This is a genomic window from Erwinia billingiae Eb661 (assembly GCF_000196615.1).
Taxonomy (GTDB): domain Bacteria; phylum Pseudomonadota; class Gammaproteobacteria; order Enterobacterales; family Enterobacteriaceae; genus Erwinia; species Erwinia billingiae.
Genome location: NC_014306.1, coordinates 1,461,672 through 1,487,679, shown reverse-complemented (window position 1 = coordinate 1,487,679; position 26,008 = coordinate 1,461,672). Strand labels below are relative to the sequence as shown.

Sequence of the window (26,008 nt, the reverse complement as noted above, 5' to 3'; positions counted from 1 at the left end):
TTAGTATACCAGTACGGCACGACGGTTTTTAGCATACGCTGATTCGTCATGACCCAGTACAGCTGGCTTCTCTTTACCGTAAGAAACGATAGAGATCTGGTCAGCAGAAACACCTTTACCCTGCAGGTACATTTTAACAGCAGTAGCACGACGTTCGCCCAGGGCGATGTTGTACTCTGGTGTACCGCGCTCATCCGCATGACCTTCAACAGTCACTTTGTAAGATGGGTTGCTACGCAGGAAGTTAGCGTGAGCATCCAGCATCTGTGCGAACTCAGACTGGATGTCATACTTGTCCAGGCCGAAGTAAACGATGTTGTTTTTCTGCAGTTCCTGCATCTGCAGGCGAGCCTGCTCATCAGATGACATGTTGCCGCTGTTCATGCCGCTATTAGCGTTAGCGCCATCGCCCATACCATTGGTCTGGTCGTTGTTATTGTTTTTGTGTGAGCTACAAGCAGCCACTGCGATTACTGGCAGTGCCAGCATTAAGCCTTTCAGCACTTTGTTCAGTTGCATTTCTACAATCCTATTATTGTTAGCCATACATATTTACATATGCATCACAGATACGGCGACCAGGCAGGGAATTTTACCTGTCCATCAGTTGCCGGAAGACGCGCTTTGAAACGCCCATCAGTCGAAACCAACTGCAATACGGATCCCATACCCTGAGTAGAGCTGTAGATTACCATGGTGCCATTTGGTGCGAGGCTTGGCGTTTCATCCAGGAACGTGTCCGTTAATTGTTGAACGGCTCCCGTTTCCAGATCTTGTCTGGCGACGTGTTGAGCACCGCCGTTGGTGCTAATCATCACCAGTGATTTACCATCAGAGCTCACGTCCGCATCCTGATTCTGTCCGCCTTCCCAGGTCAGACGCTGTGCGGTACCGCCACTTGCACTGATTTTATAAATTTGTGGACGACCTGCCTGATCCGAAGTGTAAGCCAGGCTCTGGCTGTCCGGGAACCAGGTGGGTTCAGTACTGTTATAACGACCGTCTGTCAGCTGATTGATCTGGCCTGACGCCAGGTCCATCACGTACAGATTCAGGCTACCGGTCTTGGACAGCGCAAAGGCTAACTTCGTCCCGTCTGGGGAGAAGGCCGGTGCACCGTTGTGACGCGGGAAGGAAGCAACCTGTTTGATCGCGCCGTTCGCCAGAGTCTGCACGACCAGGGCTGATTTACCGCTTTCGAAGGTCACGTAAGCCAGCTTGCTGCCGTCTTTAGACCAGGCCGGAGACATCAGCGGCTGTGGTGAACGGTGCACGGTGTTCTGGTTGTAACCGTCGTAGTCAGAGACGCGCAGTTCATACGGGAACTGACCGCCGTTGGTCTGCACGACATACGCAATACGGGTGCGGAAAGCCCCTTTAATGCCGGTCAGCTTCTCAAAGGCTTCATCACTGGCAGTATGCGCCGCATAACGTAACCACTGTTTGGTCACCTTATACTGGTTCTGAGCCAGAATGGCACCCGGATTACCCGAGGTATCCACCAGCTGGTAAGAAACCAGGTAGCTGCCGTCGGCGCCAGGCTGAACCTGACCGACAACCACGGCATCGATACCCAGCGCGGTCCAGGCAGCAGGCTGAACTTCAGCTGCTGTGGTTGGCTGCTGAGGCAGACGTGAACGATCTAACGGGTTGAATTTACCACTGTTGCGTAAATCAGCGGCAACGATGCCACCGATATCTTCAGGTGCGGCACCCGGGCCGGCCCATTTGAATGGGACCACGCCAATTGGACGCGCGGTGTTCACACCCTGGGTAATTTCAATGCGAACTTCTGCATGCGCTACAGCGACAAACAGCAGTAAAAAACTCATTGCTACACGAAATGCCTGCTTCATCTTTTCTCCCTTACCTGAACGCAACGTCCACGATAATTAGCAGTGTTCAAACGAACCAATAATGCATCTATAGAGTACGGCAAGTTGACCATAGTTCAACTTGCCGGATGTTACCGAATTCTTATGGCTTGAATTCTAACGTTGCATCTTTAACTGCCTGATAAACTTCCGCACTCGGCGGTTTAGGCATTCTTGCCATGCGGGCAGCATTAATTGCCGCCTGACACAGTGCAGCATCGCCTCCAGCCGCAGTGGCGGAAACTAAGGTGCCATCGGACATGATCTTGATGTGAATATCACACGTCCTGCCTTTGAACGTGTCCGAATCATAGAACTTACTCTGGATAGCCGCCTGAACCTGGCCTATATAACTATCAATTGCAGCCCCTGATGCGCCCGCTTTTTTCTGATTACCCTGCCCTGCGGCAGCGCCACCGGATTTACCCTGCTTCGGCGCGTTCTTGCCAGAGCTGAGTCCTCCCAGTAAATCGTCCACATCGCTGGTGTCTTTTGCGGCATCAGCGGCGGCTTTTTTCTTGGCGTCGGCAGCGGCTTTGGCTTTCGCCGCGGCGTCTGCTTTCGCTTTTGCAGAAGCCTCTGCTTTGGCTTTCGCCTCTTCAGCGGCTTTCTCTTTCGCTTCTGCGGCTTCTTTCGCGGCAGCAGCTTTCGCTTCTTTAGCCTCTTCCGCCGCTTTGGCTTTCGCGTCTGCGGTGGCTTTCGCCTTCGCATCGGCGGCCGCTTTTACCTTGGCGGCTTCAGCGGCAGCTTCTTTGGCCTCAGCGTCAGCCTGCTTTTTAGCTTCGGCTGCCACTTTTTTGGCTTCGGCTTCGGCTTTTTTCTGTGCATCGGCAGCTGCCTGTTTGGCCTCTGCTTCCGCTTTTTTCTGTGCTTCAGCGGCCGATTTAGCCTGAGCATCAGCCTGCGCTTTGGCATCGGACTTCGCTTTAGCGGCGGCCATTTCAGCCTGCTTTTGCTCTTCCTGTGCCTGCTTCGCCGCGTCCTGAGCCTGCTTCTGCTCGGCAGCCTGCGCAGCCGCTTGCTGCTTCGCATCCTGCTGGGCTTGCAGACGCTCTTTTTCCAGCTCTTTCAAACGCTGTTGCTCAGCGGCCTGCTTCTGTTGCAGCTCTTCAGCCTGCTGTTGCGCCTGCTTCTTACGCTGATTGTCAGCCCGCTTACTGTCGCTTTGCTGATTCTGCTGCCGATTATACTGATCAACGATCGCACCAGGATCGACCATGACGGCATCGATATCACCACCGCCACCGCCGCTGCTCGCGTCGATGTGTTCGTCAAAAGAGCTCCAGATCAGTACCGCAATGACAAGCACATGCAGGATGACTGAAAAGATAATCGCTCGTTTTAACTTATCGTTTTGCTCGGTTGCCTTCGACACTCTCGATTCCCAAAAACGGTTCGAATGAATTAAATCGGCTGCGTCATTAATCCGACAGACTTAACGCCTGCCTGATGCAGCAAGTTGAGCGCCTTAATGATCTCGTCGTAAGGCACATCTTTTGCCCCACCGATCAGGAATACCGTCTTCGGATTCGCCTCAATACGGCGCTGAGCTTCAGCGACTACCTGCTCAGGTGGCAGCTGCTCCATCCGATCGTGATCGACCACCAGGCTGTACTGTCCCACGCCCGCCACTTCTACGATCACTGGCGGATTATCGTCACTGGAAACAGTTTTTGAATCTGTCGCATCCGGCAGATCCACTTCCACGCTCTGGGTAATGATCGGTGCGGTTGCCATGAAAATCAGCAGCAGCACCAGCAAAACGTCCAGCAGTGGAACAATGTTGATCTCGGACTTCATCTCACGGCGACCGCCGCGACCACGAGTTCTGGCCATGCTAACCTCAGCTCTTACTTGGTGTTCTCGCTGGAGAACGCCTGACGATGCAGAATAGCCGTGAACTCTTCCATAAAGTTATCGTAATTCTGTTCCAGCTTATTCACGCGCTGATTAAGGCGGTTGTAAGCCATAACAGCGGGGATCGCCGCAAACAGACCGATAGCCGTGGCGATCAGCGCTTCTGCAATACCCGGCGCAACCATCTGCAAGGTGGCCTGCTTCACCGCGCCCAGCGCGATAAAGGCATGCATGATGCCCCAGACGGTACCGAACAGACCGATATAAGGACTGATGGAGCCCACGGTTCCCAGGAAGGGAATGTGGTTTTCCAGCGCTTCCATTTCACGGTTCAGCGAGATGCGCATCGCACGCGTTGCGCCTTCAACCACCGCTTCTGGCGCATGGTTATTGGCACGGTGCAGTCGGGCAAACTCTTTAAAGCCCGAATAGAAAATTTGTTCAGAGCCCCCGAGCTCGTCACGACGGGCCTGGCTTTCCTGATACAGGCGAGACAGTTCGATCCCCGACCAGAACTTGTCTTCGAATGCATCAGCATCACGCCCGGCGGCATTCAGGATGCGCGTGCGTTGAATAATGATTGCCCATGAGGCGATAGAAAAACCAATCAAAATCAACATGATAAGTTTGACCAGAAGGCTCGCCTTCAGGAACAAATCAAGAATGTTCATGTCAGTCACTGCTTGAACTCCGCGACAATAGACTTGGGAAGCGCAATGGGCTTCATTAGATGTGGATTGATGCAGGCGATCAGCACTTCCGCTTCGTTCAGCGTCCGTCCTTCTGCATTCACAATACGTTGTGCGAAAGTCATGGTCGTTCTGGTCATACTTACCACTTCACACTGCACCTCGAGAAGATCGTCAAGGCGGGCAGCCGCAAGGTAATCGACCGTAATCCGACGCACGACAAACGCGACCTGCTGTTCCAGCAAAGCCTGTTGGTTGAAATGGTGCTGGCGCAACATCTCAGTTCGTGCCCGTTCATAAAACGCGACATAGCTGGCATGGTAAACCACACCACCGGCATCGGTGTCTTCGTAGTAGACACGAACCGGCCATCGAAACAGCGTTGTACTCACTCTACATCCCGGTAATGCTTTAAACGCTGCTACTATACGCAAGAGCATACGCCTTTGGAATGGGTTGCCAGAGGGGAAAGAAAATAATTATTGTTTGGAAACAAGCCAGAGGAAATACGGACAAATCCTGGACGTTTCTTGACGTAATCTGAGGAAAAAGGCGGTTTTGGCGGTCAGGGAAGGCAGGCGAAGTGAGACTTCGCCTGAGTAAGCTTAGGAAAAGAAGAAGGCCAGGCCAAAAATAAGGACGATCCAGGCAGGAAGAGGCGAGAAAAATGCCTGCCAGCGCAGTCGACGAGGCCGGAAACCAACCCCATGGATCACCCCGGTGCACACCGCCCACATCATTAATAATCCCTGCCAGATTTCCAGTGAGCTGCTGTTCGCCGCGAACCGTTTCGGATCCCAGAACATACAGCCTGCCAGCAGCAAGGCCATCAGCAATGAAAGAGCCCGTAACGGGCTCTTATCCATCCACTGATAGAGGCGTGTTATCCCCTGCCCCATCAGCGTTTCTCTTTCACTTCACTGTCTTCGATATGCTCAATTGCCAGCGCTGTAATAATGCCGAACGCGCAGGCCAGCAAGGTGCCGAGGATCCAGGCAAAATACCACATTGTTCAGCTCCTCAATTAATAGAGAGAATGGGTGTTGTTTTCAATCTGCTCTTTGGTCAGACGACCGAACATTTTGTAGTAACACCAGGTTGTGTAGGCCAGGATAATTGGCACGAAGATAATGGCGGCAACGGTCATGATTTTCAGCGTCAACAGGCTGGAGGTGCTGTCCCACATGGTCAGGCTCATATTCGGCATCGTGCTGGACGGCATGATGAACGGGAACATGGCAACACCCGCAGTGAGGATCACACAGGCCAGCGTTAAGGAAGAGAAGACAAACGCCCAGGCCCCTTTTTCCAGTCGCGAACAGAGAATGGTCAACAGCGGCAGCACCACGCCCAGCGCGGGAATAATCCACAGCAGCGGTGTCTTGTTAAAGTTGACCATCCAGGCACCCGCTTCACGCACCACTTCTTTGCCCAATGGGTTTGAAGCCGCGTTGTGATCCAGCACGCTGGTGACGGCATAGCCGTCGATGCCATACATCACCCAGACGCCGGCCAGTACGAAGCACACAACCATCACCAATGCCGAGATCTGCGCAGCAAGGCGTGAACGTACATGCAGCTCGCCGACGGTACGCATCTGCAGATAGGTCGCACCCTGCGTGAGGATCATGGTCAGGCTGACAATCCCGGCCAGCAGCGCAAACGGATTCAGCAGCTGGAAGAAGTTGCCGGTATAGAACAGGCGCAGATACTCATCCATATGGAACGGCACGCCCTGCAGCAGATTGCCGAAGGCCACGCCAATCACTAACGGTGGCACAAAGCTGCCGATAAAGATCGCCCAGTCCCACATGCCACGCCAGCGGTTGTCTTCCAGTTTTGAACGGTAGTCAAAGCCGATTGGCCGGAAGAACAGCGAAGCGAGCACCAGAATCATCGCCACGTAGAAGCCGGAGAACGCAGCGGCATACACCGTTGGCCAGGCGGCAAACAGCGCCCCACCGGCGGTGATCAGCCAGACCTGGTTACCGTCCCAGTGTGGCGCGATGCTGTTGATCATAATGCGACGTTCAGTATCGGTGCGCCCAAGAATGCGGGTCAGCATGCCCACGCCCATATCGAATCCGTCGGCAACGGCGAAGCCAATCAGCAACACGCCAATCAGTGCCCACCAGACGAAACGCAGCAGTTCATAAGTGATCATTGCAGGACTCCTGTCTGAGCATCACGCGCAGCAATACTGGACTGTTCGAAGTGATAGCGTCCGGTCTTCAGGCTGCTTGGCCCCAGGCGCGCAAACTTGAACATCAGATACATTTCAGCCACGAGGAACAGCGTATACAGACCGCAGATCAGGATCATCGAGAACAGCAGATCGCCCACGGTCAGCGAGGAGTTGGCGACCGCAGTTGGCAGCACTTCACCGATGGCCCACGGCTGACGACCATATTCAGCGACAAACCAGCCCGATTCGATGGCAATCCACGGCAGCGGAATGCCGTACAACGCACATTTCAACAGGAAAGTACTCTTACCAATGCGGTTACGGATCACTGTCCAGAAGGATCCACCGATAATCAGCAGCATCAGCACGCCCGCGCCGACCATGATACGGAAGGAGAAGTACAGCGGAGCCACGCGTGGAATTGAGTCTTTGGTTGCCTGTTGGATTTGCGCTTCGCTGGCATCCGCCACGTTTGGCGTGTAGCGCTTCAGCAGCAGCCCGTAACCCAGATCTTTCTTCACATCGTTGAATTCGGTGCGCACAGCAGGATCTTTATTCCCGGAACGCAGTTGCTCCAGTAGGCTATAGGCCTTCATCCCGTTGCGGATACGCACTTCATGCTGACCCATTAACTCTTTCAGGCCGGTGACTTGCTTGTCCACCGAGCGGGTAGCAATCAGCCCCAGCGCCCACGGAATTTGAATGGCGTATTTATTCTCCTGCGCTTCCTGATCGGGAATACCAAACAGCGTGAACGCGGCTGGTGCCGGCTGTGTTTCCCATTCGGCTTCAATCGCGGCGAGTTTGGTTTTCTGCACGTCACCGATTTCATAACCGGATTCATCACCCAGCACGATCACCGAGAGAATGGCGGCCATACCAAAACTGGCGGCAATGGCAAAGGAGCGTTTCGCAAAGGCGATGTCGCGTCCGCGCAGCAGATAGTAGGCGCTGATACCGAGGATGAACATCGCGCCACAGGTATAGCCGGCAGCCACGGTGTGCACGAACTTCACCTGCGCGACAGGGTTTAAGATCAGCTCGGAGAAGCTGACCATTTCCATACGCATGGTTTCGAAGTTGAATTCGGAGGCGACCGGATTCTGCATCCAGCCATTCGCCACCAGGATCCACAGTGCGGAGAGGTTTGAACCCAACGCCACCAGCCAGGTCACGGCCATATGCTGAACTTTGCCCAGGCGATCCCAGCCAAAGAAGAACAGCCCGACGAAGGTGGATTCGAGGAAGAATGCCATCAGGCCTTCAATAGCCAACGGTGCGCCAAAGATATCCCCGACATAGTGAGAGTAATAAGACCAGTTGGTTCCGAACTGGAACTCCATGGTCAGCCCGGTTGCCACGCCCAGCGCAAAGTTAATGCCAAATAACTTGCCCCAGAACTTGGTCATATCTTTATAGATTTGCTTGCCTGAAAGCACATAGACCGTTTCCATGATCGCCAACAAAAACGCCATACCGAGCGTTAATGGGACGAACAGGAAATGGTACATGGCTGTCAGAGCAAACTGTAAGCGCGATAGTTCGACAATATCAAACATCTTGACTCCTTGCTCCACACACGTGGGTGATGACGCGGTAAGCACGGCTGAGTATCCGTGATACCGGTCAGTACCAGTATTTTAATCCAATTAAACACACAGGTTTCCGCATCATCATGGCGATAAGCCTTGCGGTTTTACCTTGCTGAAAGTAAAGAATTTGTGATGCCAGATTTATTTTATTTAACCAGATACGGGTTTTTCTAATATTGCCTGAGACGCCCGTATTGATGCAGAGCAATTTAATCGAAAAACCTTTTTCTTAGCCAGCTTTAAGAATTGATATAGATCGCACTTATTTGATCTTAATTAAAGTTTAGTGACCTGTTGGTGTGGTAGAGGGGTGAAGTTGTTAATTTATTGTTTTAACTGAACTCTAATTTGAAATAATTAAGTAATAGTTTCCGATAAAATTTAACGCCGCCAGCTTCCCTAATCTTAGTCAGGTTTCTCAGCTTTGCCTGCGTTGCGCCCGCTTTGACATCACTTTTTTTTGAACGCATTAAAAAGGCCACCCGAAGGTGGCCTTTGAAGGGATTCCAGAAAGCGTCAGTTATTTCGGCAGAACCGCTTTAACCGCGTCGCCGATATCGGCCAGGCTACGCACGGTTTTCACGCCTGCAGCTTCCAGCGCGGCAAACTTCTCGTCTGCTGTGCCTTTACCGCCCGCGATGATGGCGCCAGCATGGCCCATACGCTTGCCTTTAGGCGCAGTCACGCCCGCGATGTAACCGACAACCGGCTTGGTGACGTGCTCTTTGATAAAGGCTGCCGCTTCTTCTTCCGCGCTGCCGCCGATTTCACCGATCATCACAATCGCTTCGGTCTGTGGATCTTCCTGGAACAGTTTCAGGATATCAATGAAGTTTGAACCTGGGATCGGGTCACCACCGATACCGACGCAGGTAGACTGGCCGTAGCCGATGTCTGTGGTCTGCTTAACGGCTTCATACGTCAGGGTACCGGAACGTGAAACGATGCCGATACGGCCTGGCTGGTGAATATGACCCGGCATGATGCCGATTTTGCAGGCGCCAGGGGTGATCACACCTGGGCAGTTCGGGCCAATCATACGCACGCCAGCTTCATCCAGCTTCACTTTCACCGTCAGCATATCCAGGGTAGGAATGCCTTCCGTGATGGTGATGATCAGCTTGATGCCCGCTTCGATCGCTTCCAGGATACCGTCTTTACAGAACGGGGCCGGAACGTAGATGACCGAGGCGGTTGCGCCCGTCGCTTCTACCGCTTCACGCACGGTGTTGAACACCGGCAGACCCAGATGCTCGGTGCCGCCTTTACCTGGCGTTACGCCGCCAACCAGCTGCGTACCATAGGCCAGCGCCTGCTCGGAGTGGAAAGTTCCCTGGCCACCGGTGAAGCCCTGGCAGATTACTTTGGTGTTCTTATCGATCAAAATGGACATTATTTACCCTCCGCTGCGGCAACAACGCGCTGCGCCGCGTCACTCAGGCTGGTTGCTGCAATGATGTTCAGACCGCTGTCTGCCAGTTTTTTGGCACCCAGCTCGGCATTGTTACCTTCCAGACGCACCACCACTGGCACGTTAACACCGACTTCTTCAACCGCGCCGATGATGCCATCAGCAATCAGGTCGCAGCGTACGATGCCGCCGAAAATGTTTACAAATACCGCTTTCACCGCGTCGTCAGACAGGATGATTTTGAAGGCTTCGGTCACGCGCTCTTTGGTTGCACCGCCGCCAACGTCAAGGAAGTTAGCAGGCTGGCCGCCGCTCAGCTTAACGATGTCCATGGTACCCATCGCCAGGCCTGCGCCGTTAACCATACAACCGATGTTGCCTTCCAGTGCCACATAGTTCAGTTCCCACTGTGCAGCCTGCGCTTCACGGGCATCTTCCTGGCTTGGATCGCGCATTTCACGCAGTTCCGGCTGACGGAACAGAGCATTGCCATCCGCAGTCAGTTTGCCGTCGAGGCAGATCAGATCGCCCTGTTTGGTGATCACCAGCGGGTTGATCTCAACCAGTGCCAGATCGCGCTCCAGGAACAGCGTGGCCAGACCCATAAAGATCTTGGTGAACTGGCCAACCTGCTTACCGGTCAGACCCAGTTTGAAGGCCAGCTCGCGGCCCTGATAAGGCTGAGGACCGGTCAATGGATCCAGCGCCATCTGGTGGATCAGGTGCGGGGTTTCTTCCGCCACTTTCTCAATTTCCACGCCGCCTTCGGTCGAGGCCATAAACACCACGCGACGGGTCGCACGGTCAACCACGGCACCCAGGTAGAGTTCCTGGTCGATATCCGTTGCCGCTTCAACCAGGATCTGGTTTACCGGCTGGCCATTGGCGTCAGTCTGATAGGTGGTCAGGCGTTTGCCCAGCCAGTGTTCAGCGAAAGCACGGATCTCTTCCTTGCTCTTCACTACCTTCACACCGCCCGCTTTACCGCGGCCTCCGGCATGAACCTGACATTTCACTACCCACGGACCGGCGCCAATCTTTGAGGCGGCTTCTTCAGCTTCACGTGGAGTGGTGCAGGCATAGCCGGTTGGTGCCGGTAAACCATACCGTGCAAACAACTGTTTTGCCTGATATTCGTGTAAGTTCATGATGTTCTATCCATTCAGGTCGGAAAAAACTTGGCCGAATCTGGCGGTTGCCAGAGTGTCGGCCACACATAGGGTTGGGTGCAGCACCAGGCCGCACCCGACAGGGATTAAACGTCCAGCAGCAGCCTTGACGGATCTTCCAGCAGCTCTTTGATCGCCACCAGGTAGCTGACGGATTCTTTACCGTCGATCAGGCGGTGATCGTAAGAGAGGGCCAGATACATCATTGGCAGGATCACAACCTGACCATTAACCGCCATAGGACGATCTTTGATCGCATGCATGCCGAGGATGGCACTCTGCGGTGGGTTGATGATCGGCGTGGACATCAGGGAACCGAACACGCCGCCGTTGGTGATGGTGAAGTTACCGCCAGTCAGTTCGTCAACGGTTAGTTTCCCGTCACGGCCTTTCACTGCCAGCTCTTTGATTTTCTTCTCGATATCGGCCATACCCAGCGCATCGATATCTTTCAGCACTGGCGTGACCAGCCCACGTGGGGTAGAAACAGCGATGCTGACGTCAAAGTAGTTGTGGTAAACAACGTCTTCGCCGTCGATAGACGCATTGACTTCCGGGAAGCGTTTCAGCGCTTCAACAACCGCTTTCAGGTAGAAGGACATGAAGCCCAGACGCACGCCGTGACGTTTTTCAAACGCTTCGCCGTACTGCTTACGCAGGTTCATGATTGGCTGCATGTTGACTTCGTTAAAGGTGGTCAACATCGCGGTGCTGTTTTTGGCTTCCAACAGACGCTCGGCAATGCGCTTACGCAGACGGGTCATTGGAACGCGCTTCTCGCTGCGGCCTGGCAGAGCGGCGGCTGGTGCAGAAGGCGCGGCTGCAGCAGGCGCTTTCGCGGCGGCTTCAGGTTTTTTCGCCAGATGTTTTTCAACGTCTTCACGCGTCAAACGTCCACCGACACCGGTGCCTTTGATGGCGGCCGCATCGAGGTTGTGTTCAGCAATCAGGCGGCGGATAGCCGGGCTGAGCGCGTCGTTGCTCTCTTCTTCCAGAGAAGCGCTCTGACGCTGTGCCGGGGTAGAATCCTGCTCTTCAACTTTGGCAGAGCTTGCTTTGCCGCCGCTGTTCCCTTCTTTCAGACGACCCAGCGCCTGACGAGAGATAACTGTTGCGCCTTCATCTTCCAGAATCGCTTCCAGCACGCCATCGGCGGTGGCCGGAACTTCCAGAATCACTTTGTCGGTTTCGATCTCTACCAGCACTTCGTCGCGCTGGACAGAATCGCCTGGTTTTTTGTGCCAGGTTGCCACGGTGGCATCGGCAACGGATTCAGGCAGGTCGGGAACGATGATCTCTACGCTACTCATTATTTTTCCTTGAATTAATTAACGTTCAGCGCGTCATTTACCAGATCTTGCTGCTGCTGCTGGTGAACGGACATATAGCCAACTGCCGGCGAGGCGGAGGCGGGGCGGCCGGCGTAACGTAATGAAGCCCCAAAAGGAACCACTTCACGGAAGTGGTGCTGGCTGCAGAACCATGCGCCCTGATTAAGCGGCTCTTCCTGGCACCACACGAAATCATGCACATGCGAATATTGCTGCAGCACATCCTGAACCGCTTTGTGCGGGAACGGATACAGCTGTTCGATACGCACGATAGCGACATCGGTTTGCTCGTTTTTGCGACGCTTGTCCAGCAGATCGTAATAGACCTTACCGGAGCAGAGCACCACACGCTTCACGCCTTTCGGGTCAAGCGCGTCGATCTCGCCAATTGCCGGCTGGAAGCCGCCCGTTGCCAGCTCTTCCAGGGAAGAGACCGCCAGCGGATGACGCAGCAGAGATTTCGGTGACATGACGATCAACGGACGGCGCATACCGCGCAGCGCCTGACGACGCAGCATATGGTAAACCTGAGCCGGCGTTGACGGCACGCAAACCTGCATGTTCTGCTCAGCGCAAAGCTGCAGATAACGTTCCAGACGGGCGGAGGAGTGCTCCGGGCCCTGCCCTTCGTAACCGTGCGGCAGCAGCATTACCAGACCGCACATACGGCCCCATTTCTGCTCGCCGGAGCTGATGAACTGGTCGATAACCACCTGAGCACCGTTGGCAAAGTCACCAAACTGCGCTTCCCAGATGGTCAGCGTGCGTGGTTCTGCCGTGGCATAACCGTATTCGAACGCCAGCACCGCTTCTTCAGACAGGACGGAGTCCCAGACTTTGAAGGTGCCCTGACCGTTATGCACGTGCATCAGCGGGGTATAGGTTGAGCCGTTGGACTGGTTGTGGATCACCGCATGGCGGTGGAAGAAGGTGCCACGTCCCATGTCTTCACCGGAAAGACGGCACGGAATGCCCTCATCTACCAGCGTGGCATAGGCCAGGTTCTCGGCAGCGCCCCAGTCGAACGGTTTGTTGCCTGCGGCCATCTCAGCGCGATCGTTATAGATCTTCGCCACGCGGGACTGCATTTCAATGGCTTCCGGCACGCTACTGATGCGTTTAGCCAGCTCTTGCAGGCGCTTCAGGTCTAAAGTTTCCTGATAGCTTTCATCCCAGTCATGGTTCAGATACGGCGACCAGGTGAAGGAGTGCAGGCTCATCGGACGCCATTCAGGCACCACGCATTCGCCGGCATCCAGCGCGTCGCGGTACAGGTTGACCATTTCCGTGGCATCTTCCAGGCTGGCAATCTTCTCGCTTTCGAGACGATCAGCATAGAGTTTGCGCGGAGTCGGATGCTTTTTGATCTTCTGGTACATCACCGGCTGAGTCGCACTTGGCTCATCCGCTTCGTTATGGCCGTGACGGCGATAACAGACCAGATCGATGAAGACATCACGCTTGAAGGTGTTACGGAAATCCAACGCCAGGCGGGTCACAAAGGCCACCGCTTCCGGGTCATCGGCATTCACGTGGAAGATTGGCGCCAGCACCATTTTACCGATATCGGTACAGTACTGGGTTGAACGGGCATCTTTCGGATTGGAGGTGGTGAAACCAATCTGGTTGTTGATCACGATGCGCACGGTGCCGCCGACTTCATAGCCGCGAGCCTGAGACATGTTCAGCGTTTCCTGAACCACACCCTGACCAATGATCGCCGCATCACCGTGGATGGTGATTGGCAGAACTTTGTTGCTGCCCGGCTCGTCAAGACGATCCAGACGCGCACGCACAGACCCCATCACTACCGGGCTGACGATCTCAAGGTGCGACGGGTTAAACGCCAGCGCCAGGTGAACCATGCCGCCTTCGGTTTCGACGTCGGAAGAGAAGCCCATATGGTACTTCACGTCACCGGTACCGAGATGCTCTTTGTGCTTGCCCGCGAACTCGTCAAACAGGTCCTGCGGCTTTTTACCCAGCACGTTGATCAGCACGTTCAGACGACCACGGTGGGCCATGCCCAGCACCACTTCACGCGTGCCGCTTTTGCCTGAATGGTGGATCATCTCGTTCAGCATTGGCACCAGTGCATCGCCGCCTTCCAGCGAGAAGCGCTTGGCGCCCGGGAATTTCGCGCCGAGGTAACGCTCAAGGCCTTCGGCTGCGGTCAGCTGTTTCAGGAAACCTTTCTTCTCCGCGGTGGAGAACGATGCCTGTCCGGCCACCGATTCGATGCGCTGTTGGATCCAGCGTTTCTCTTCGGTGTTGGTGATGTGCATATACTCAGCACCGATCGAGCCGCAGTAGGTCTGCTTCAGCAAGGCGTAAAGATCCGCCAGCTTCATGGTGTCTTTGCCGAAAGCAAATGAACCCACGTTGAAGGTTTCCTGGAAATCCGCTTCGCTCAGATCGTGGAATTTAGGATCCAGATCCGGCACGGATTCATTCTGCCACAGGCCTAACGGATCGAGGTTTGCCAGCTGATGTCCGCGGAAACGGAAGGCGTTGATCAGCTGGAGAACCTTAACCTGCTTGGCATTGGTATCAGGATCGCTTACGGAAGAGGTGTAACGCGTGGCGTCTTTCGCCAGACGGCGGAAGTACTCGCGTGTGCTCGAGTGAAATTGTTCCGGTCTGACCCCTTGACCTGGAAGCTGCTGAAAGAGCTCTTTCCAGGCAACATCAACAGAGTCAGGATCAGTTAGATAGTCCTCATAGAGCTGCTCTATGTAGGTCTGGTTCGCGCCGGCCAGCCAGGAGGAGTCCAGCCAGGGTTTCATCGCGCTGTTCTGCATTGTGATCCCTTAAGCATTTTGTGCTTTAGTTCGCCGTGATTATTTAACAGGGCCTTTGCAGGCCCCACGCCGCATAAGCGGCTTGCCCTCGGCTGTGTTCCGCTAACAACGCGGGACGCAGCCTGAAAGTTCATCGATACGAGCGCTGTGCGCGACTGCTGGCGCCCGGGCCCGTAAGGGAACCTTGCAAAGCCAACCCGAAGATAAGCTTGGCAGGGTTTCCTGGTAAAACAACCGGGAACCTGGCGGTTCCCGGATGAGGTGCGCTTATGCGCCTCTTTGCAGCAGCATCGACTTAATGTGGCCGATGGCGCGCGTAGGGTTAAGTCCTTTAGGACATACGCTCACACAGTTCATGATGCTGTGACACCGGAATACGCTGAAAGCATCGTTCAGATTATCCAGGCGCGCATCCGTTTCGGTATCACGGTCGTCGATCAGGAAACGGTAGGCTGCCAGCAACCCAGCCGGACCGATAAATTTGTCCGGGTTCCACCAGAAAGATGGGCAGGACGTTGAGCAGCATGCACACAGGATACATTCGTACAGGCCATCCAGTTTTTCACGCTGTTCCGGCTCCTGCAGATGCTCACGCGCCGGTGGATTTTCCCCATTATTCAACAGGTAAGGCTTAATCTTCTCATACTGAGTGTAGAATTGCCCCATGTCCACCACCAAATCACGGATCACCGGTAAACCCGGTAAAGGACGGATCACAATTTTTTTACTGCCGCCGCCAAGGGCGGAAACAGGTGTGATACAGGCCAGACCGTTTTTACCGTTCATGTTGATGCCATCGGAACCGCAAACGCCCTCGCGGCAGGAGCGACGGAAAGCCAGCGTCGGGTCCTTTTCCTTCAGACGCATCAGCGCGTCCAGCAGCATCATGTCGCGCCCTTCTTCGGACTCCAGGCTGTACTCCTGCATGTGCGGAGCATCGTCAACTTCCGGGTTGTAACGATAAATAGAAAATTCGAGTCTCATCGCTTATCTCCGCAAACTAGTAAGTACGTGCTTTCGGCGGGAACGCCGCGCGCAGTTTCGGCGCCATGTTCACCTCACGGCGAGTCATGCTTTCGCTCTGCGGCAGATACACGCTGTGGCATAACCAGTTTGCATCGTCACGTTCTGGGTAGTCGAAGCGGCTGTGCGCGCCACGGCTTTCGGTGCGGTAGTTCGCCGCGACGGCCGTTGCATAGGCCGTTTCCATCAGGTTATCCAGCTCAAGGCACTCAATACGCTGGGTATTGAAGTCGCTTGAACGGTCATCCAGACGGGCGCCTTTCAGGCGTTCACGCAGAACTTTCAGCTCTTCCAGACCTTTTGCCATCGCATCGCCTTCACGGAACACCGAGAAGTTGTTCTGCATACAGGTTTGCAGGGCTTTGCGCAGCTCGGCAGGATCCTCGCCGGTGGTGTTGTTGTTCCAGCGGTTCATGCGGGCCAGAGACGCTTCGATCTCTTCTTCGGTTGCGTCTTTCAGCTCGCCCTGCTCTTGAATGGATTCCAGCAGGTGCAGACCCGCCGCACGACCAAACACCACCAGATCCAGCAGCGAGTTGCCGCCCAGACGGTTAGAACCATGAACCGATACGCAGGCAATCTCACCCACCGCAAAGAGTCCTGGCACCAGAGTATCTTCGCCCTTCTCATTTACCGTCAGCGCCTGACCGGTTACGCGGGTCGGAATACCGCCCATCATATAGTGGCAGGTAGGGATAACCGGGATCGGTTCTTTAACCGGATCGACGTGAGCAAAGGTGCGGGACAGTTCCAGAATACCTGGCAGACGCGCTTCCAGCACTTCGTGACCGAGGTGATCCAATTTCAGTTTGATGTGCGGGCCCCACGGACCTTCGCAACCACGACCTTCACGGATTTCGATCATCATTGAACGGGCAACCACGTCACGACCGGCAAGGTCTTTGGCGTTTGGCGCATAACGCTCCATAAAGCGCTCACCGTGTTTGTTCAACAGGTAACCACCTTCACCACGACAGCCTTCGGTCACCAGCACACCCGCGCCGGCAATACCGGTTGGGTGGAACTGCCACATTTCCATGTCCTGTACCGGCACGCCGGCACGCAGTGCCATACCCACGCCGTCACCGGTATTGATGTGGGCATTGGTGGTGGACTGGTAAATACGTCCTGCACCGCCGGTCGCCAGAACCGTTGCGCGCGCTTTAAAGTAGACGACTTCGCCATCTTCAATATTCAGTGCGGTACAGCCGACAATGGCGCCGTCGGCATTTTTCACCAGATCCAACGCATACCACTCGGAGAAGATAGTGGTCTTGTTTTTCAGGTTCTGCTGATAAAGGGTATGCAATAACGCATGGCCGGTACGGTCAGCCGCCGCCGCGGTACGCGCCGCCTGCTCACCGCCGAAGTTCTTCGACTGGCCACCAAACGGACGCTGATAAATGCGGCCATCGTCCAGACGGGAGAAAGGCAGGCCCATGTGTTCCAGTTCCAGAATCGCTTCCGGTCCGGTTTTACACATATATTCAATGGCGTCCTGGTCACCGATGTAATCGGAGCCTTTCACCGTGTCGTACATATGCCATTCCCAGTTATCTTCATGGGTGTTACCCAGCGCAACGGTGATACCGCCCTGCGCAGAAACGGTATGGGAACGGGTCGGGAAAACTTTGGACAACAGAGCACAGCTCTGGCCCGATTGGGAAATCTGCAGCGCGGCACGCATGCCTGCACCACCGGCGCCGATTACTACGGCGTCAAACTCTCTTACTGGCAAACTCATTACGCACCCCACACAACAACAGTTCCATAAATGGCATAAACAAACAGCGCAACCACCACCACCAGTTGCAGCATCAAGCGGATAGCAACCGGCTTGATGTAATCCGTCAGTACCTGCCACATCCCAATCCAGCCATGCACCAGAATGGAGAACAGCGTCAGAAGGGTGAAGACTTTGGTAAAGTTGGAGGCAAAGAAGCCACGCCAGATGTCGTACGTCAGGGTTCCTGACATCACCACGAAACCGAGGATGTAGATCACGTATAACGTCATGATCATCGCAGCAGCACGCAGCAGCAGCCAGTCATGAACGCCGTTGCGACCCAATGCAGAAGCGTTGCTTACCATACGAGGACTCCAGCCAGAATTGAAAGCACGACAGTGATACCAAAAGAGATTTGCGCGGAGCGCGTCCCAATTTGCAGCGTTTCACCCAGATATCCGAAGTCCATCAGCATGTGACGAATCCCACCGACGATGTGATACGCCAGTGCGGTTAAAATGCCCCACATGATGAATTTGACAAAGAAGCTGCCCATGACGGCAGAAGCTTGCAGGAAGCCTTCGGGAGATGAGAGTGACAGGCCCAGTAACCAGAGCAGTATACCAACAGCCACAAACGTAATGACGCCAGATACGCGATGGAGAATAGACGCTATTGCAGTAACGGGAAACCGGATCGTGGAGAGATCCAAGTTGACAGGTCTTTGTTTTTTCACGGTTTTGCCCACACAGCCTTTCTTATTTTGCTTCCTCCGGTCCTGAGGGCGGGTCAGACAGCGTTACGGAGATACTACGCCAGGCACTAAAACAACAACATCCAGTGTCAAAACGACGCGTACGCAACGCTGGGTGGCTCCTACTGCAGGGTATTCCGGAGACCTGGCGGAAGTATAGGGGGTTCACAAACTCATTACAATTCCCCTACAAACTTCTTGGGCATATTTAGGTGGAACAGTGATCCGACTCACATTTTTCACAATTTATACAAATTTAATTATCTGATTTGACAAAACTTCAACATTCCTGTTACAAACGGACGATCAAAAGTTCTATGATGCACAAAAGTTATGGGGATACACTTTCCCCTAAGCACAAGTTATGTAACATTGATGATATATACGTACAAAGTATCAGGTATCGGTTACCAACAAGTTACGACCAGACCGGATCTTTAACAACCGCGAAACGCAGTACTGTTGTGCCCACCCGGCCTGCGCACGCCCCGTCTCTCTGTACCCTGCACGATACAAGATGCCACAGAGACGACACTGCGCTTTTTTATGCAGGCGCGGACACAATGAGCATTTCGAGTGTCGAAGATCTATAGATAAGGCGCAAAGGAGACAATAAATGGCTGATAAAAAAGCAACGCTAACCCTACCAGGCGAAGCTCCTATTGAACTTGATGTGTTGCAAGGCACGTTAGGCCAGGACGAGATAGATGTACGTACCCTCGGATCCAAAGGGTATTTCACCTTTGACCCAGGCTTCACCTCTACTGCGTCCTGCGAATCTAAAATCACCTACATCGACGGTGATGAAGGTATCCTGCTCCACCGTGGTTTCCCGATCGATCAACTCGCTGTGCACTCCAACTATCTGGAAGTGTGCTACATCCTGCTGAATGGCGAAGCGCCAACCAAAGAGCAGTTTGAAGAATTCAAAACCATCGTAACCCGCCATACCATGATCCATGAGCAGATCCATCATCTGTTCCGTGGCTTCCGTCGTGACTCTCATCCGATGGCGGTAATGTGTGGTGTTACCGGTGCACTGGCCGCGTTTTATCATGATGCGATGGACGTTAACATTGAGCGTCACCGCGAAATTGCGGCATTCCGCCTGCTGTCCAAAATGCCGACCGTTGCGGCGATGTGTTACAAATATTCGATCGGCCAGCCTTTCGTTTACCCACGCAACGACCTGTCTTACGCCGGAAACTTCCTGCATATGATGTTCTCCACGCCGTGCGAAGAGTACGTGGTGAACCCAATTCTGGAACGCGCCATGGATCGTATCCTGATCCTGCATGCCGACCATGAGCAGAACGCCTCCACCTCTACCGTGCGTACCGCCGGTTCTTCTGGCGCTAACCCGTTTGCCTGTATCGCCGCGGGGATCGCTTCCCTGTGGGGACCTGCCCACGGTGGCGCAAACGAAGCGACCCTGCGTATGCTGGAAGAGATCAGCACCGTTGATCACATCCCTGAGTTCGTGAAGCGTGCAAAAGACAAGAACGATTCGTTCCGTCTGATGGGCTTCGGCCACCGCGTGTATAAGAACCACGATCCGCGTGCAACCGTGATGCGTGAGACCTGTCATGAAGTGCTGAACGAACTGGGTATGAAGGACGATCTGTTGGAAGTGGCGATGAAGCTGGAAGATATCGCGCTGAACGACCCGTACTTTATCGAGCGTAAACTTTATCCAAACGTCGACTTCTACTCAGGCATTATTCTGAAAGCGATGGGCATTCCGTCTTCCATGTTTACCGTGATCTTCGCGATGGCGCGTACCGTGGGCTGGATTGCACACTGGAAAGAAATGCACGACGACGGCATCAAAATTGCCCGTCCGCGTCAGCTGTATACCGGCTATGACAAGCGTGACTTCAAGTCTGGCACCAAGTAATCCGCCAGACCGCATAAAAAACGCCGCGATTGCGGCGTTTTTTTTTAGTTAGTGCTGGCAACCCGGACACCAGTAAAACGGGCGCGACGAAAGCACCGTTTTTTCAATGATGCCACCGCACCGCTCGCACGGCTGCCCTGCCCGATGAAACACCTTAAAGCTGAACAGCGCGCCGTGATGTTTATTCTCTTTACTGACTCCCCGCGTGAGGTACGAAAGCCGCGGAATGGCCAGTAACGCGTCAGCCAATAGCGCCAACTGCTCTTCGGTCAGGTCCTGCGCTTTATGCTGCGGCGCCAGGCCTGCCAGCCAGAGTATTTCTACCCGCAGATAGTTGCCTAATCCCGCCAGAAAAGCCTGATCCAACAGTAACGCGCTGAACTGACGCCGTCTGAAACGGGATGAAAGCAACCGCGCTTTAACCTGCTCAGAGGTTAACGTCATATCCAGCACGTCCGGACCTACGCGCTGCAGAAAAGGATGTGCCATCAACGTATCTGCATTCAGCAATTCAATCTCTGACGCGCTGTAGAGCAGAATGGCCTTATCTTCCGCCGCCAGACGAACGCGCAGAATGCGGTTAGTGGCAGGATCAACGCCGCTTTTCGCCACCCGCCAGACGCCATACAGCTGGTTATGGCTGTAAAGCGTCAGGCCATTAGAAAAGTGGGTCAGCATCGCTTTGCCCCGCGTTTCAATCGCCTCAACCCGTTCGCCAAGCAATGCCGGTTCGTAGGTTTTTAGCTGAGGAAAAGCAAACCAGACGTCAGTCAGCGTTTTCCCCTTGATCGCTTTCTCCAGCTAATCCGCCGCGCGGCGGATTTCAGGTCCTTCTGGCATGATTCACCCGTTCAGTCTCAGTGTGTGGCGCCGCCTTCCAGACGAATATCCTTCTCAACGATCAGCGCAATGCTCAGCGCCATTTCCAGCGCGAGGATCACCGTCGCCGCCGGCATGCTCGCCACACCAGGATGTTTAACCGCCTGTTCAGGCAGGTAAGGAATATGGATAAACCCACCGCGGATTTTGGTCTTGTTCTTTGCCAGGCTGTTGTATTTTTCCAGATAATGCATCAGCCCGTACATCACATGATTGCAGACATAGGTGCCCGCCGTCTGAGAGACGGACGCCGGGATCCCCGCTTCGCGGATCCCTTCGACAATCGCCTTAATCGGCAGCGTGGAGAAGTAGGCCACCGGCCCATCCTCGACAATCTCTTCGTCAATCGGCTGATTCCCCAGGTTATCAGGAATGCGGGCATCATCGACATTGATGCCGACGCGCTCGATGGTCACATCGGTACGCCCCCCCGCCTGCCCTACGGCAATCACCAGATCCGGTTTCAACTCTTCAATGGCGGCATACAACGCGGTCAGCGAGTCGCCAAAAGCACAGGGCAGCTGTTTGGCCATCACTTTTGCTCCGCACACCATGCGCTCATGCAGATGGCTGACGGCTTCCCACGACGGGTTCACCAGCTCGCCTCCGAAAGGCTCGAAAGCGGTAATCAAAACGGTCTTCATTGTGGCCTCACAGGAACATCATGAAATACAGAAGGAAGATATTGGCTATTAACAATAGCACGCCGGTGGGCACCTGAGCCTTGATCACCGCATTGCGGTCAGGCAGTTCGAGCAGCGCCGCCGGGACAATATTGAAGTTGGCCGCCATGGGCGTCATCAGCGTGCCGCAATAGCCGGAGAACATGCCAATCGCCGCCATGACCGCCGGATTGCCATGGTGTTGCAGCACCAGGATCGGAATACCGATGCCGGCGGTAACAATCGGGAATGCGGCAAAGGCATTGCCCATCACCATGGTCAGCAGCGCCATGCCGATGGCATAGGTGGCAACGGCAATAAAGCGGTTATCTACCGCCAGGTAGGTTTCGGTCAGGTGCGAAATCGCCGTGCCAACGCCGGCGCTGGTGAACAGCAGACCTAAGGTGGCAAGGATTTGCGGCAGAATAAATGCCCAACCGATGGCATCCAGCAGGCGACGCGCTTCCTGCACCGACTGCGCCGGGCCTTCATGGGTGAGTTTCAGGGCGATCAGCCAGCCGATCACGCAGCCGACCATCATTGAGAATAACGTCACCAGCGTGGAGTGATTCCCCGGACCAAACAGCCCTTCCTGCAACCCCGGAATATTATTGAAGGCCAGCACGCCAATCACCGTCACCACCGGGATGGCTAACGCCGGCAGGAACAGTTTGTTGCGTAAGCGCTGAGCGCTTTGCTCTTTCTGCTCTTCGCTGCGCTGATGGTATGAGCCCAGCTTCACGCCGCCCAGACCGGCAATCAACGCCATCACCACCACCATCACGCCTATCACAATGTGCAGTGAACGTGCGCCAAGCAGCTCAACCGCCCAGTCACCGACGAAAAACACCAGCCCGTACAGTGCCCAGAACAGCCCGGTGGTTAAGCGGCGTGGGTTTCCTTTGTCGCGCCAGGACATCACGGCGACCACCAGCAGGATAATTCCCGCCAGCCAGAACAGATATTGTTGCTGGAACATTAGCGGCCTCCCTTCGCTTTCAACGCGGTGTTATTCAGTGCAGACAGTTCTTTGGCAATGGTTTTATCCAGGCGGCGTAAGCGCACGGCGTGGATCAGAAACGCGCAGACAGCGGTCGGAATGCCCCACAGCGCAATATGCAGCGGCTCGGTCTGAATTCCGGCGGATTCCTGCATAAAGTTATGCATAAAGATGATCGCGCCAAAGGCGACAAAGATATCTTCGCCAAAGAACAGGCCGACGTTATCGGTTGCGGCCGACATCGCGCGCAGGCGATGGCGAACGCTGTCAGGCAACTCGCCATAGCGGTTTTCGGTGGCCCCTTCGGCCATCGGTGCCAGCAGCGGACGCACCATTTGCGGATGCCCACCCAGACTGGTCAGGCCCATCGCGGCGGTGATTTCACGCACGAACAGATACACAATCAGCAGGCGTCCGGCTGTGGCGGTTTTAATCTGAGCGATCCACGCCTGGGCCCGCTGCTTCAGACCGTGACGCTCCAGCAGGCCGATAACGGCCAGCGGCAACAACAGGATCAGCGGCAGGTTACGGGTGTTGAGAAATCCTGAGCCCAGCTTTTCCAGAATATCGCCCAGCGGCATATGCGCGGCCAGCCCGGTAATCAGTCCGGAGACGATCACCACCAGCACCGGGTTAAACCGGAGTAAAAAACCGATGACGATGGCCACAATCCCTGCCAGTGGCCATAAATTCACTGCACTTTCCATATACATCCTCCCGGTATTGATAAAAAAAATTCCCCAACCGAGTTGAGGAATCTGCCGCGTTTCAACGCGTTATTGCCTTAAAGGCTGGTGACCTGAATCTGTTGTTGCTTAAAGGCCTGACGGAGCTGGGCGGCAAAAGCCATTGCGTGTGCGCCATCGCCGTGCAGGCAAACGGTGTCAGCATTGACGTTCACCCATTCACCGCTGAGGCTCTTCACCTTGCCCTGCTGGATCATGCTCAGGGTCTGCTCGATGGCCTGTTGATCGCTGTCAATCAGCGCGCCTGGCTGGCTGCGCGGAACCAGCGATCCGTCGGCCTGATAGCCACGATCGGCGAAAACCTCTTCGCGCGTGGTCAGACCCAGCGCCTTGCCGGCCCGAATGGATTCACTGTTGGCCAGCCCCACCAGCACCAAAGCCGGATCGACGGCTTTCACCGCCCGCGCGATCGCGTTCGCCAGCTCGGGCTCCTGAGCGGCCTGGTTATAGAGCATTCCGTGGGGCTTCACATGCACCAGCTTGCCGCCTTCGCTGCGGGCGATCGCCTGCAGTGCGCCAATCTGGTAAATCATCTGGGCATACACGGTTTCGGCAGGGAGCTGCATCCGCGTGCGGCCAAAATTTTCCCGATCGGGAAAGCTCGGATGTGCGCCGATGGCCACGCCGAATTCCAGCGCCCATAACACGCTTTGACGCATGGTTTGCGCATCGCCGGCATGGAATCCACAGGCGATATTGGCCGATGACACCAGCTGCAATAAGTCACGATCGTTGGCGCAGCCTTCGCCCAGATCGGCATTAAGATCAACTTTCATGTTCCACTCCCCAGGCCATTTGCTCCAGCGCCAGTTGCTGGTCGCGTTTGGCTTTCAGCGCTTCTTCAAGCGTGCAGTAAACAAAATGCATCGGCTCGCCCAGACGGATCTGCGCCAGATGGTAAAGATCGGCTTCGATCACGCAGCCAATGCGCGGATAGCCGCCGGTGGTCTGCGCATCCGCCATCAGCACAATCGGCTGACCGTTTGGCGGCACCTGAATCACGCCGGGGATCAGGCCGTGCGACAGCATTTCACGCTTTTCGCTGCGTTGCAGCGGCCGGCCCTGCAGGCGGTAGCCCATACGGTTACTTTGCGGATTAAGTTTCCAGGCGGTCCGCCAGAACGCTTCACGACTCTCATGGGTAAACTCATGATATTCCGGCCCCATCATCACCCGGATGCGGTTACCGAACAGCAGTTGGCGCACGCCGACCGGCTTCAGGAAGTGCCGTTGCGGCTCGCGCTGAGGCAGCAAATCGCCATCTTTAATCGGGCCGCCGTTAAAGCCACCAAAGCCGGCTTTGGCATCCGTGCTGCAAGAACCTAACATTGGCTCGACGGCAAACCCGCCATCCAGCGCCAGATAGCTGCGCATGCCCCGGTGCGGCATGCTTAACGTCAGCCGCTGTCCCTTTTTCACCGCCGTTCGCCAGCCGGTCCACACCGGCTGACTGTCCAGCTCGGCACTGCATCCCGCGCCGGTCAGCGCTATCCAGCCGTCGCGGGTGAATTCAGCACTGAATTGCCCCAGCGTAATCTCCAGTACCGCGCTGTTTTTATCATTGCCCACCAGCAGATTGGCGGTTTCCATGGCGGGACGATCGAGAACCCCGCTCAGACCGACGCCGTACTGCCGCCAACCGGTGCGGCCGGCGTCCTGCAACGTGGTCGCCATTCCTGCGCGAATTATCTTCAGCATAAGCCTCCCTTCTGCGGTACAAACCGCACGCTGTCGCCCGGCCTTAAGAAAGTGGGTGGCTGGTTTACTGGATTGAACAACGTGATGTCCGTCTGACCAATCAACTGCCAGCCGCCAGGGGCGGAAAACGGATAGACGCCGGTCTGGCTGCCGCCGATGCCTACCGATCCGGCGGGCACCGCCACTCTTGGCTCGGCACGCCGTGGCGTATGCAGGCGATCGTCCAGCCCAGCCATATACGGGAATCCAGGCTGGAAACCGATAAAGTAAACCACGTATTTTCCGCTGGCATGGGCTTCGACAACCTGTTGCGGCGTTAAGCCACTGTGGCGGGCAACCTCATCCAGATCCGGCCCGGCGGAACCGCCATAAACCACCGGAATCTCAACCTCGCGTGAGGTCATTTCCAGCTGTTCGCTTTTTTCCCACCAGGACTGTAACCACTCAATGGCATCCAGCGCCGTCTGTTGCGGATCGCTCAGCAGCACGGTGATGTTATTCATCCCCGGGACCACTTCAATGACTTCAGGTCTTGCCATTAATCGCGACGACAGGCCCCAAATCCGTTGCTGAGTGGCCAGCGTAACCGGCGGCTCAAGTTCAAGTACGACTGCACGTTCGCCTAACAGGTAACAACGAGCTCGTTGCAAAACGCTCCTCCTGACCTGGTATTAAGGCCATCTGAAATCGATATAAGGCAAATAGTTATGCGGA

The 26,008-nt window shown here is 55.1% G+C and carries 26 protein-coding genes; 1 reads left to right on the top strand and 25 read right to left on the bottom strand.

Features of this window, described 5'->3' with window-relative positions:
- The 18 genes from pal to sdhC form a co-directional block, all read right to left on the bottom strand.
- Nucleotides 1–519 (bottom strand): peptidoglycan-associated lipoprotein Pal, encoded by a 519-nt coding sequence (gene pal, locus EBC_RS08275; protein ID WP_013201336.1) that lies wholly within the window; start codon nt 517–519, stop codon nt 1–3.
- 44 nt (nt 520–563) lie between these two features.
- Nucleotides 564–1,856 carry a Tol-Pal system beta propeller repeat protein TolB gene (tolB, locus tag EBC_RS08270; protein WP_013201335.1) on the bottom strand — a complete coding sequence of 431 codons (1,293 nt, stop codon included), beginning with the start codon at nt 1,854–1,856 and terminating at the stop codon, nt 564–566.
- Between the two features lie 121 nt (nt 1,857–1,977).
- On the bottom strand, nt 1,978–3,249 hold the full coding sequence (tolA, locus tag EBC_RS08265; RefSeq protein ID WP_013201334.1) for a cell envelope integrity protein TolA: 1,272 nt from the start codon (nt 3,247–3,249) through the stop codon (nt 1,978–1,980).
- 29 nt (nt 3,250–3,278) lie between these two features.
- A complete protein-coding gene (gene tolR / locus EBC_RS08260; RefSeq protein WP_013201333.1) occupies nt 3,279–3,710 on the bottom strand; it encodes a colicin uptake protein TolR in 432 nt (143 codons plus the stop codon).
- A 14-nt stretch (nt 3,711–3,724) separates the two neighbouring features.
- Nucleotides 3,725–4,402: a Tol-Pal system protein TolQ gene (gene tolQ, locus EBC_RS08255; RefSeq protein WP_013201332.1), complete on the bottom strand. Its 678-nt coding sequence runs from the start codon at nt 4,400–4,402 to the stop codon at nt 3,725–3,727.
- A gap of 5 nt (nt 4,403–4,407) precedes the next feature.
- Nucleotides 4,408–4,812, bottom strand: coding sequence for a tol-pal system-associated acyl-CoA thioesterase (gene ybgC, locus EBC_RS08250; protein ID WP_013201331.1), 405 nt, complete (start codon nt 4,810–4,812; stop codon nt 4,408–4,410).
- A gap of 213 nt (nt 4,813–5,025) precedes the next feature.
- On the bottom strand, nt 5,026–5,319 hold the full coding sequence (ybgE, locus tag EBC_RS08245) for a cyd operon protein YbgE (RefSeq protein ID WP_013201330.1): 294 nt from the start codon (nt 5,317–5,319) through the stop codon (nt 5,026–5,028).
- The gene (gene cydX, locus EBC_RS24800) at nt 5,319–5,429 is read right to left on the bottom strand and encodes a cytochrome bd-I oxidase subunit CydX (RefSeq protein WP_065762065.1); all 111 of its coding nucleotides are present in this window, start codon (nt 5,427–5,429) and stop codon (nt 5,319–5,321) included. Before cydX ends, ybgE begins: the two co-directional genes overlap by 1 nt.
- A gap of 15 nt (nt 5,430–5,444) precedes the next feature.
- Nucleotides 5,445–6,584 carry a cytochrome d ubiquinol oxidase subunit II gene (gene cydB / locus EBC_RS08240; protein WP_013201329.1) on the bottom strand — a complete coding sequence of 380 codons (1,140 nt, stop codon included), beginning with the start codon at nt 6,582–6,584 and terminating at the stop codon, nt 5,445–5,447.
- Nucleotides 6,581–8,164 (bottom strand): cytochrome ubiquinol oxidase subunit I, encoded by a 1,584-nt coding sequence (gene cydA, locus EBC_RS08235; protein ID WP_013201328.1) that lies wholly within the window; start codon nt 8,162–8,164, stop codon nt 6,581–6,583. Before cydA ends, cydB begins: the two co-directional genes overlap by 4 nt.
- 553 nt (nt 8,165–8,717) lie before the next feature.
- Nucleotides 8,718–9,590 (bottom strand): succinate--CoA ligase subunit alpha, encoded by an 873-nt coding sequence (sucD, locus tag EBC_RS08230; RefSeq protein WP_013201327.1) that lies wholly within the window; start codon nt 9,588–9,590, stop codon nt 8,718–8,720.
- The gene (sucC, locus tag EBC_RS08225; RefSeq protein ID WP_013201326.1) at nt 9,590–10,756 is read right to left on the bottom strand and encodes an ADP-forming succinate--CoA ligase subunit beta; all 1,167 of its coding nucleotides are present in this window, start codon (nt 10,754–10,756) and stop codon (nt 9,590–9,592) included. The genes sucD and sucC overlap by 1 nt, the downstream gene beginning before the upstream one ends.
- Nucleotides 10,757–10,863: 107 nt before the next feature.
- The gene (gene odhB, locus EBC_RS08220; RefSeq protein ID WP_013201325.1) at nt 10,864–12,087 is read right to left on the bottom strand and encodes a 2-oxoglutarate dehydrogenase complex dihydrolipoyllysine-residue succinyltransferase; all 1,224 of its coding nucleotides are present in this window, start codon (nt 12,085–12,087) and stop codon (nt 10,864–10,866) included.
- 14 nt (nt 12,088–12,101) lie between these two features.
- Nucleotides 12,102–14,909, bottom strand: coding sequence for a 2-oxoglutarate dehydrogenase E1 component (gene sucA / locus EBC_RS08215; RefSeq protein ID WP_013201324.1), 2,808 nt, complete (start codon nt 14,907–14,909; stop codon nt 12,102–12,104).
- A gap of 267 nt (nt 14,910–15,176) precedes the next feature.
- On the bottom strand, nt 15,177–15,893 hold the full coding sequence (locus EBC_RS08210; protein ID WP_013201323.1) for a succinate dehydrogenase iron-sulfur subunit: 717 nt from the start codon (nt 15,891–15,893) through the stop codon (nt 15,177–15,179).
- Between the two features lie 16 nt (nt 15,894–15,909).
- The gene (gene sdhA, locus EBC_RS08205) at nt 15,910–17,676 is read right to left on the bottom strand and encodes a succinate dehydrogenase flavoprotein subunit (RefSeq protein ID WP_013201322.1); all 1,767 of its coding nucleotides are present in this window, start codon (nt 17,674–17,676) and stop codon (nt 15,910–15,912) included.
- Complete coding sequence (gene sdhD / locus EBC_RS08200) at nt 17,676–18,023, bottom strand: succinate dehydrogenase membrane anchor subunit (protein WP_013201321.1); 348 nt, start codon at nt 18,021–18,023, stop codon at nt 17,676–17,678. The genes sdhA and sdhD overlap by 1 nt, the downstream gene beginning before the upstream one ends.
- Complete coding sequence (gene sdhC, locus EBC_RS08195; protein ID WP_013201320.1) at nt 18,017–18,406, bottom strand: succinate dehydrogenase cytochrome b556 subunit; 390 nt, start codon at nt 18,404–18,406, stop codon at nt 18,017–18,019. Before sdhC ends, sdhD begins: the two co-directional genes overlap by 7 nt.
- Before the next feature lie 622 nt (nt 18,407–19,028).
- On the opposite strand from sdhC, the gene EBC_RS08190 reads away from it, so the two are divergent.
- Nucleotides 19,029–20,309: a citrate synthase gene (locus EBC_RS08190; RefSeq protein ID WP_013201319.1), complete on the top strand. Its 1,281-nt coding sequence runs from the start codon at nt 19,029–19,031 to the stop codon at nt 20,307–20,309.
- 48 nt (nt 20,310–20,357) lie between these two features.
- Here EBC_RS08190 and nei read toward each other — a convergent pair whose 3' ends face one another.
- From nei to pxpB, 7 genes are all read right to left on the bottom strand, one after another.
- Complete coding sequence (gene nei / locus EBC_RS08185; RefSeq protein WP_013201318.1) at nt 20,358–21,110, bottom strand: endonuclease VIII; 753 nt, start codon at nt 21,108–21,110, stop codon at nt 20,358–20,360.
- Between the two features lie 56 nt (nt 21,111–21,166).
- Nucleotides 21,167–21,832 (bottom strand): pyroglutamyl-peptidase I, encoded by a 666-nt coding sequence (gene pcp, locus EBC_RS08180; protein WP_013201317.1) that lies wholly within the window; start codon nt 21,830–21,832, stop codon nt 21,167–21,169.
- Between the two features lie 7 nt (nt 21,833–21,839).
- Nucleotides 21,840–22,829 (bottom strand): DUF979 domain-containing protein, encoded by a 990-nt coding sequence (locus EBC_RS08175; protein WP_013201316.1) that lies wholly within the window; start codon nt 22,827–22,829, stop codon nt 21,840–21,842.
- Nucleotides 22,829–23,557, bottom strand: a complete 729-nt coding sequence (locus EBC_RS08170; protein WP_013201315.1) for a DUF969 domain-containing protein — start codon at nt 23,555–23,557, stop codon at nt 22,829–22,831. The genes EBC_RS08175 and EBC_RS08170 overlap by 1 nt, the downstream gene beginning before the upstream one ends.
- A 77-nt stretch (nt 23,558–23,634) precedes the next feature.
- A complete protein-coding gene (gene pxpA, locus EBC_RS08165; RefSeq protein ID WP_013201314.1) occupies nt 23,635–24,372 on the bottom strand; it encodes a 5-oxoprolinase subunit PxpA in 738 nt (245 codons plus the stop codon).
- A complete protein-coding gene (gene pxpC / locus EBC_RS08160) occupies nt 24,362–25,294 on the bottom strand; it encodes a 5-oxoprolinase subunit PxpC (RefSeq protein WP_013201313.1) in 933 nt (310 codons plus the stop codon). The genes pxpA and pxpC overlap by 11 nt, the downstream gene beginning before the upstream one ends.
- On the bottom strand, nt 25,288–25,944 hold the full coding sequence (gene pxpB, locus EBC_RS08155; protein WP_013201312.1) for a 5-oxoprolinase subunit PxpB: 657 nt from the start codon (nt 25,942–25,944) through the stop codon (nt 25,288–25,290). Before pxpB ends, pxpC begins: the two co-directional genes overlap by 7 nt.
- Nucleotides 25,945–26,008: the final 64 nt, after the last annotated feature.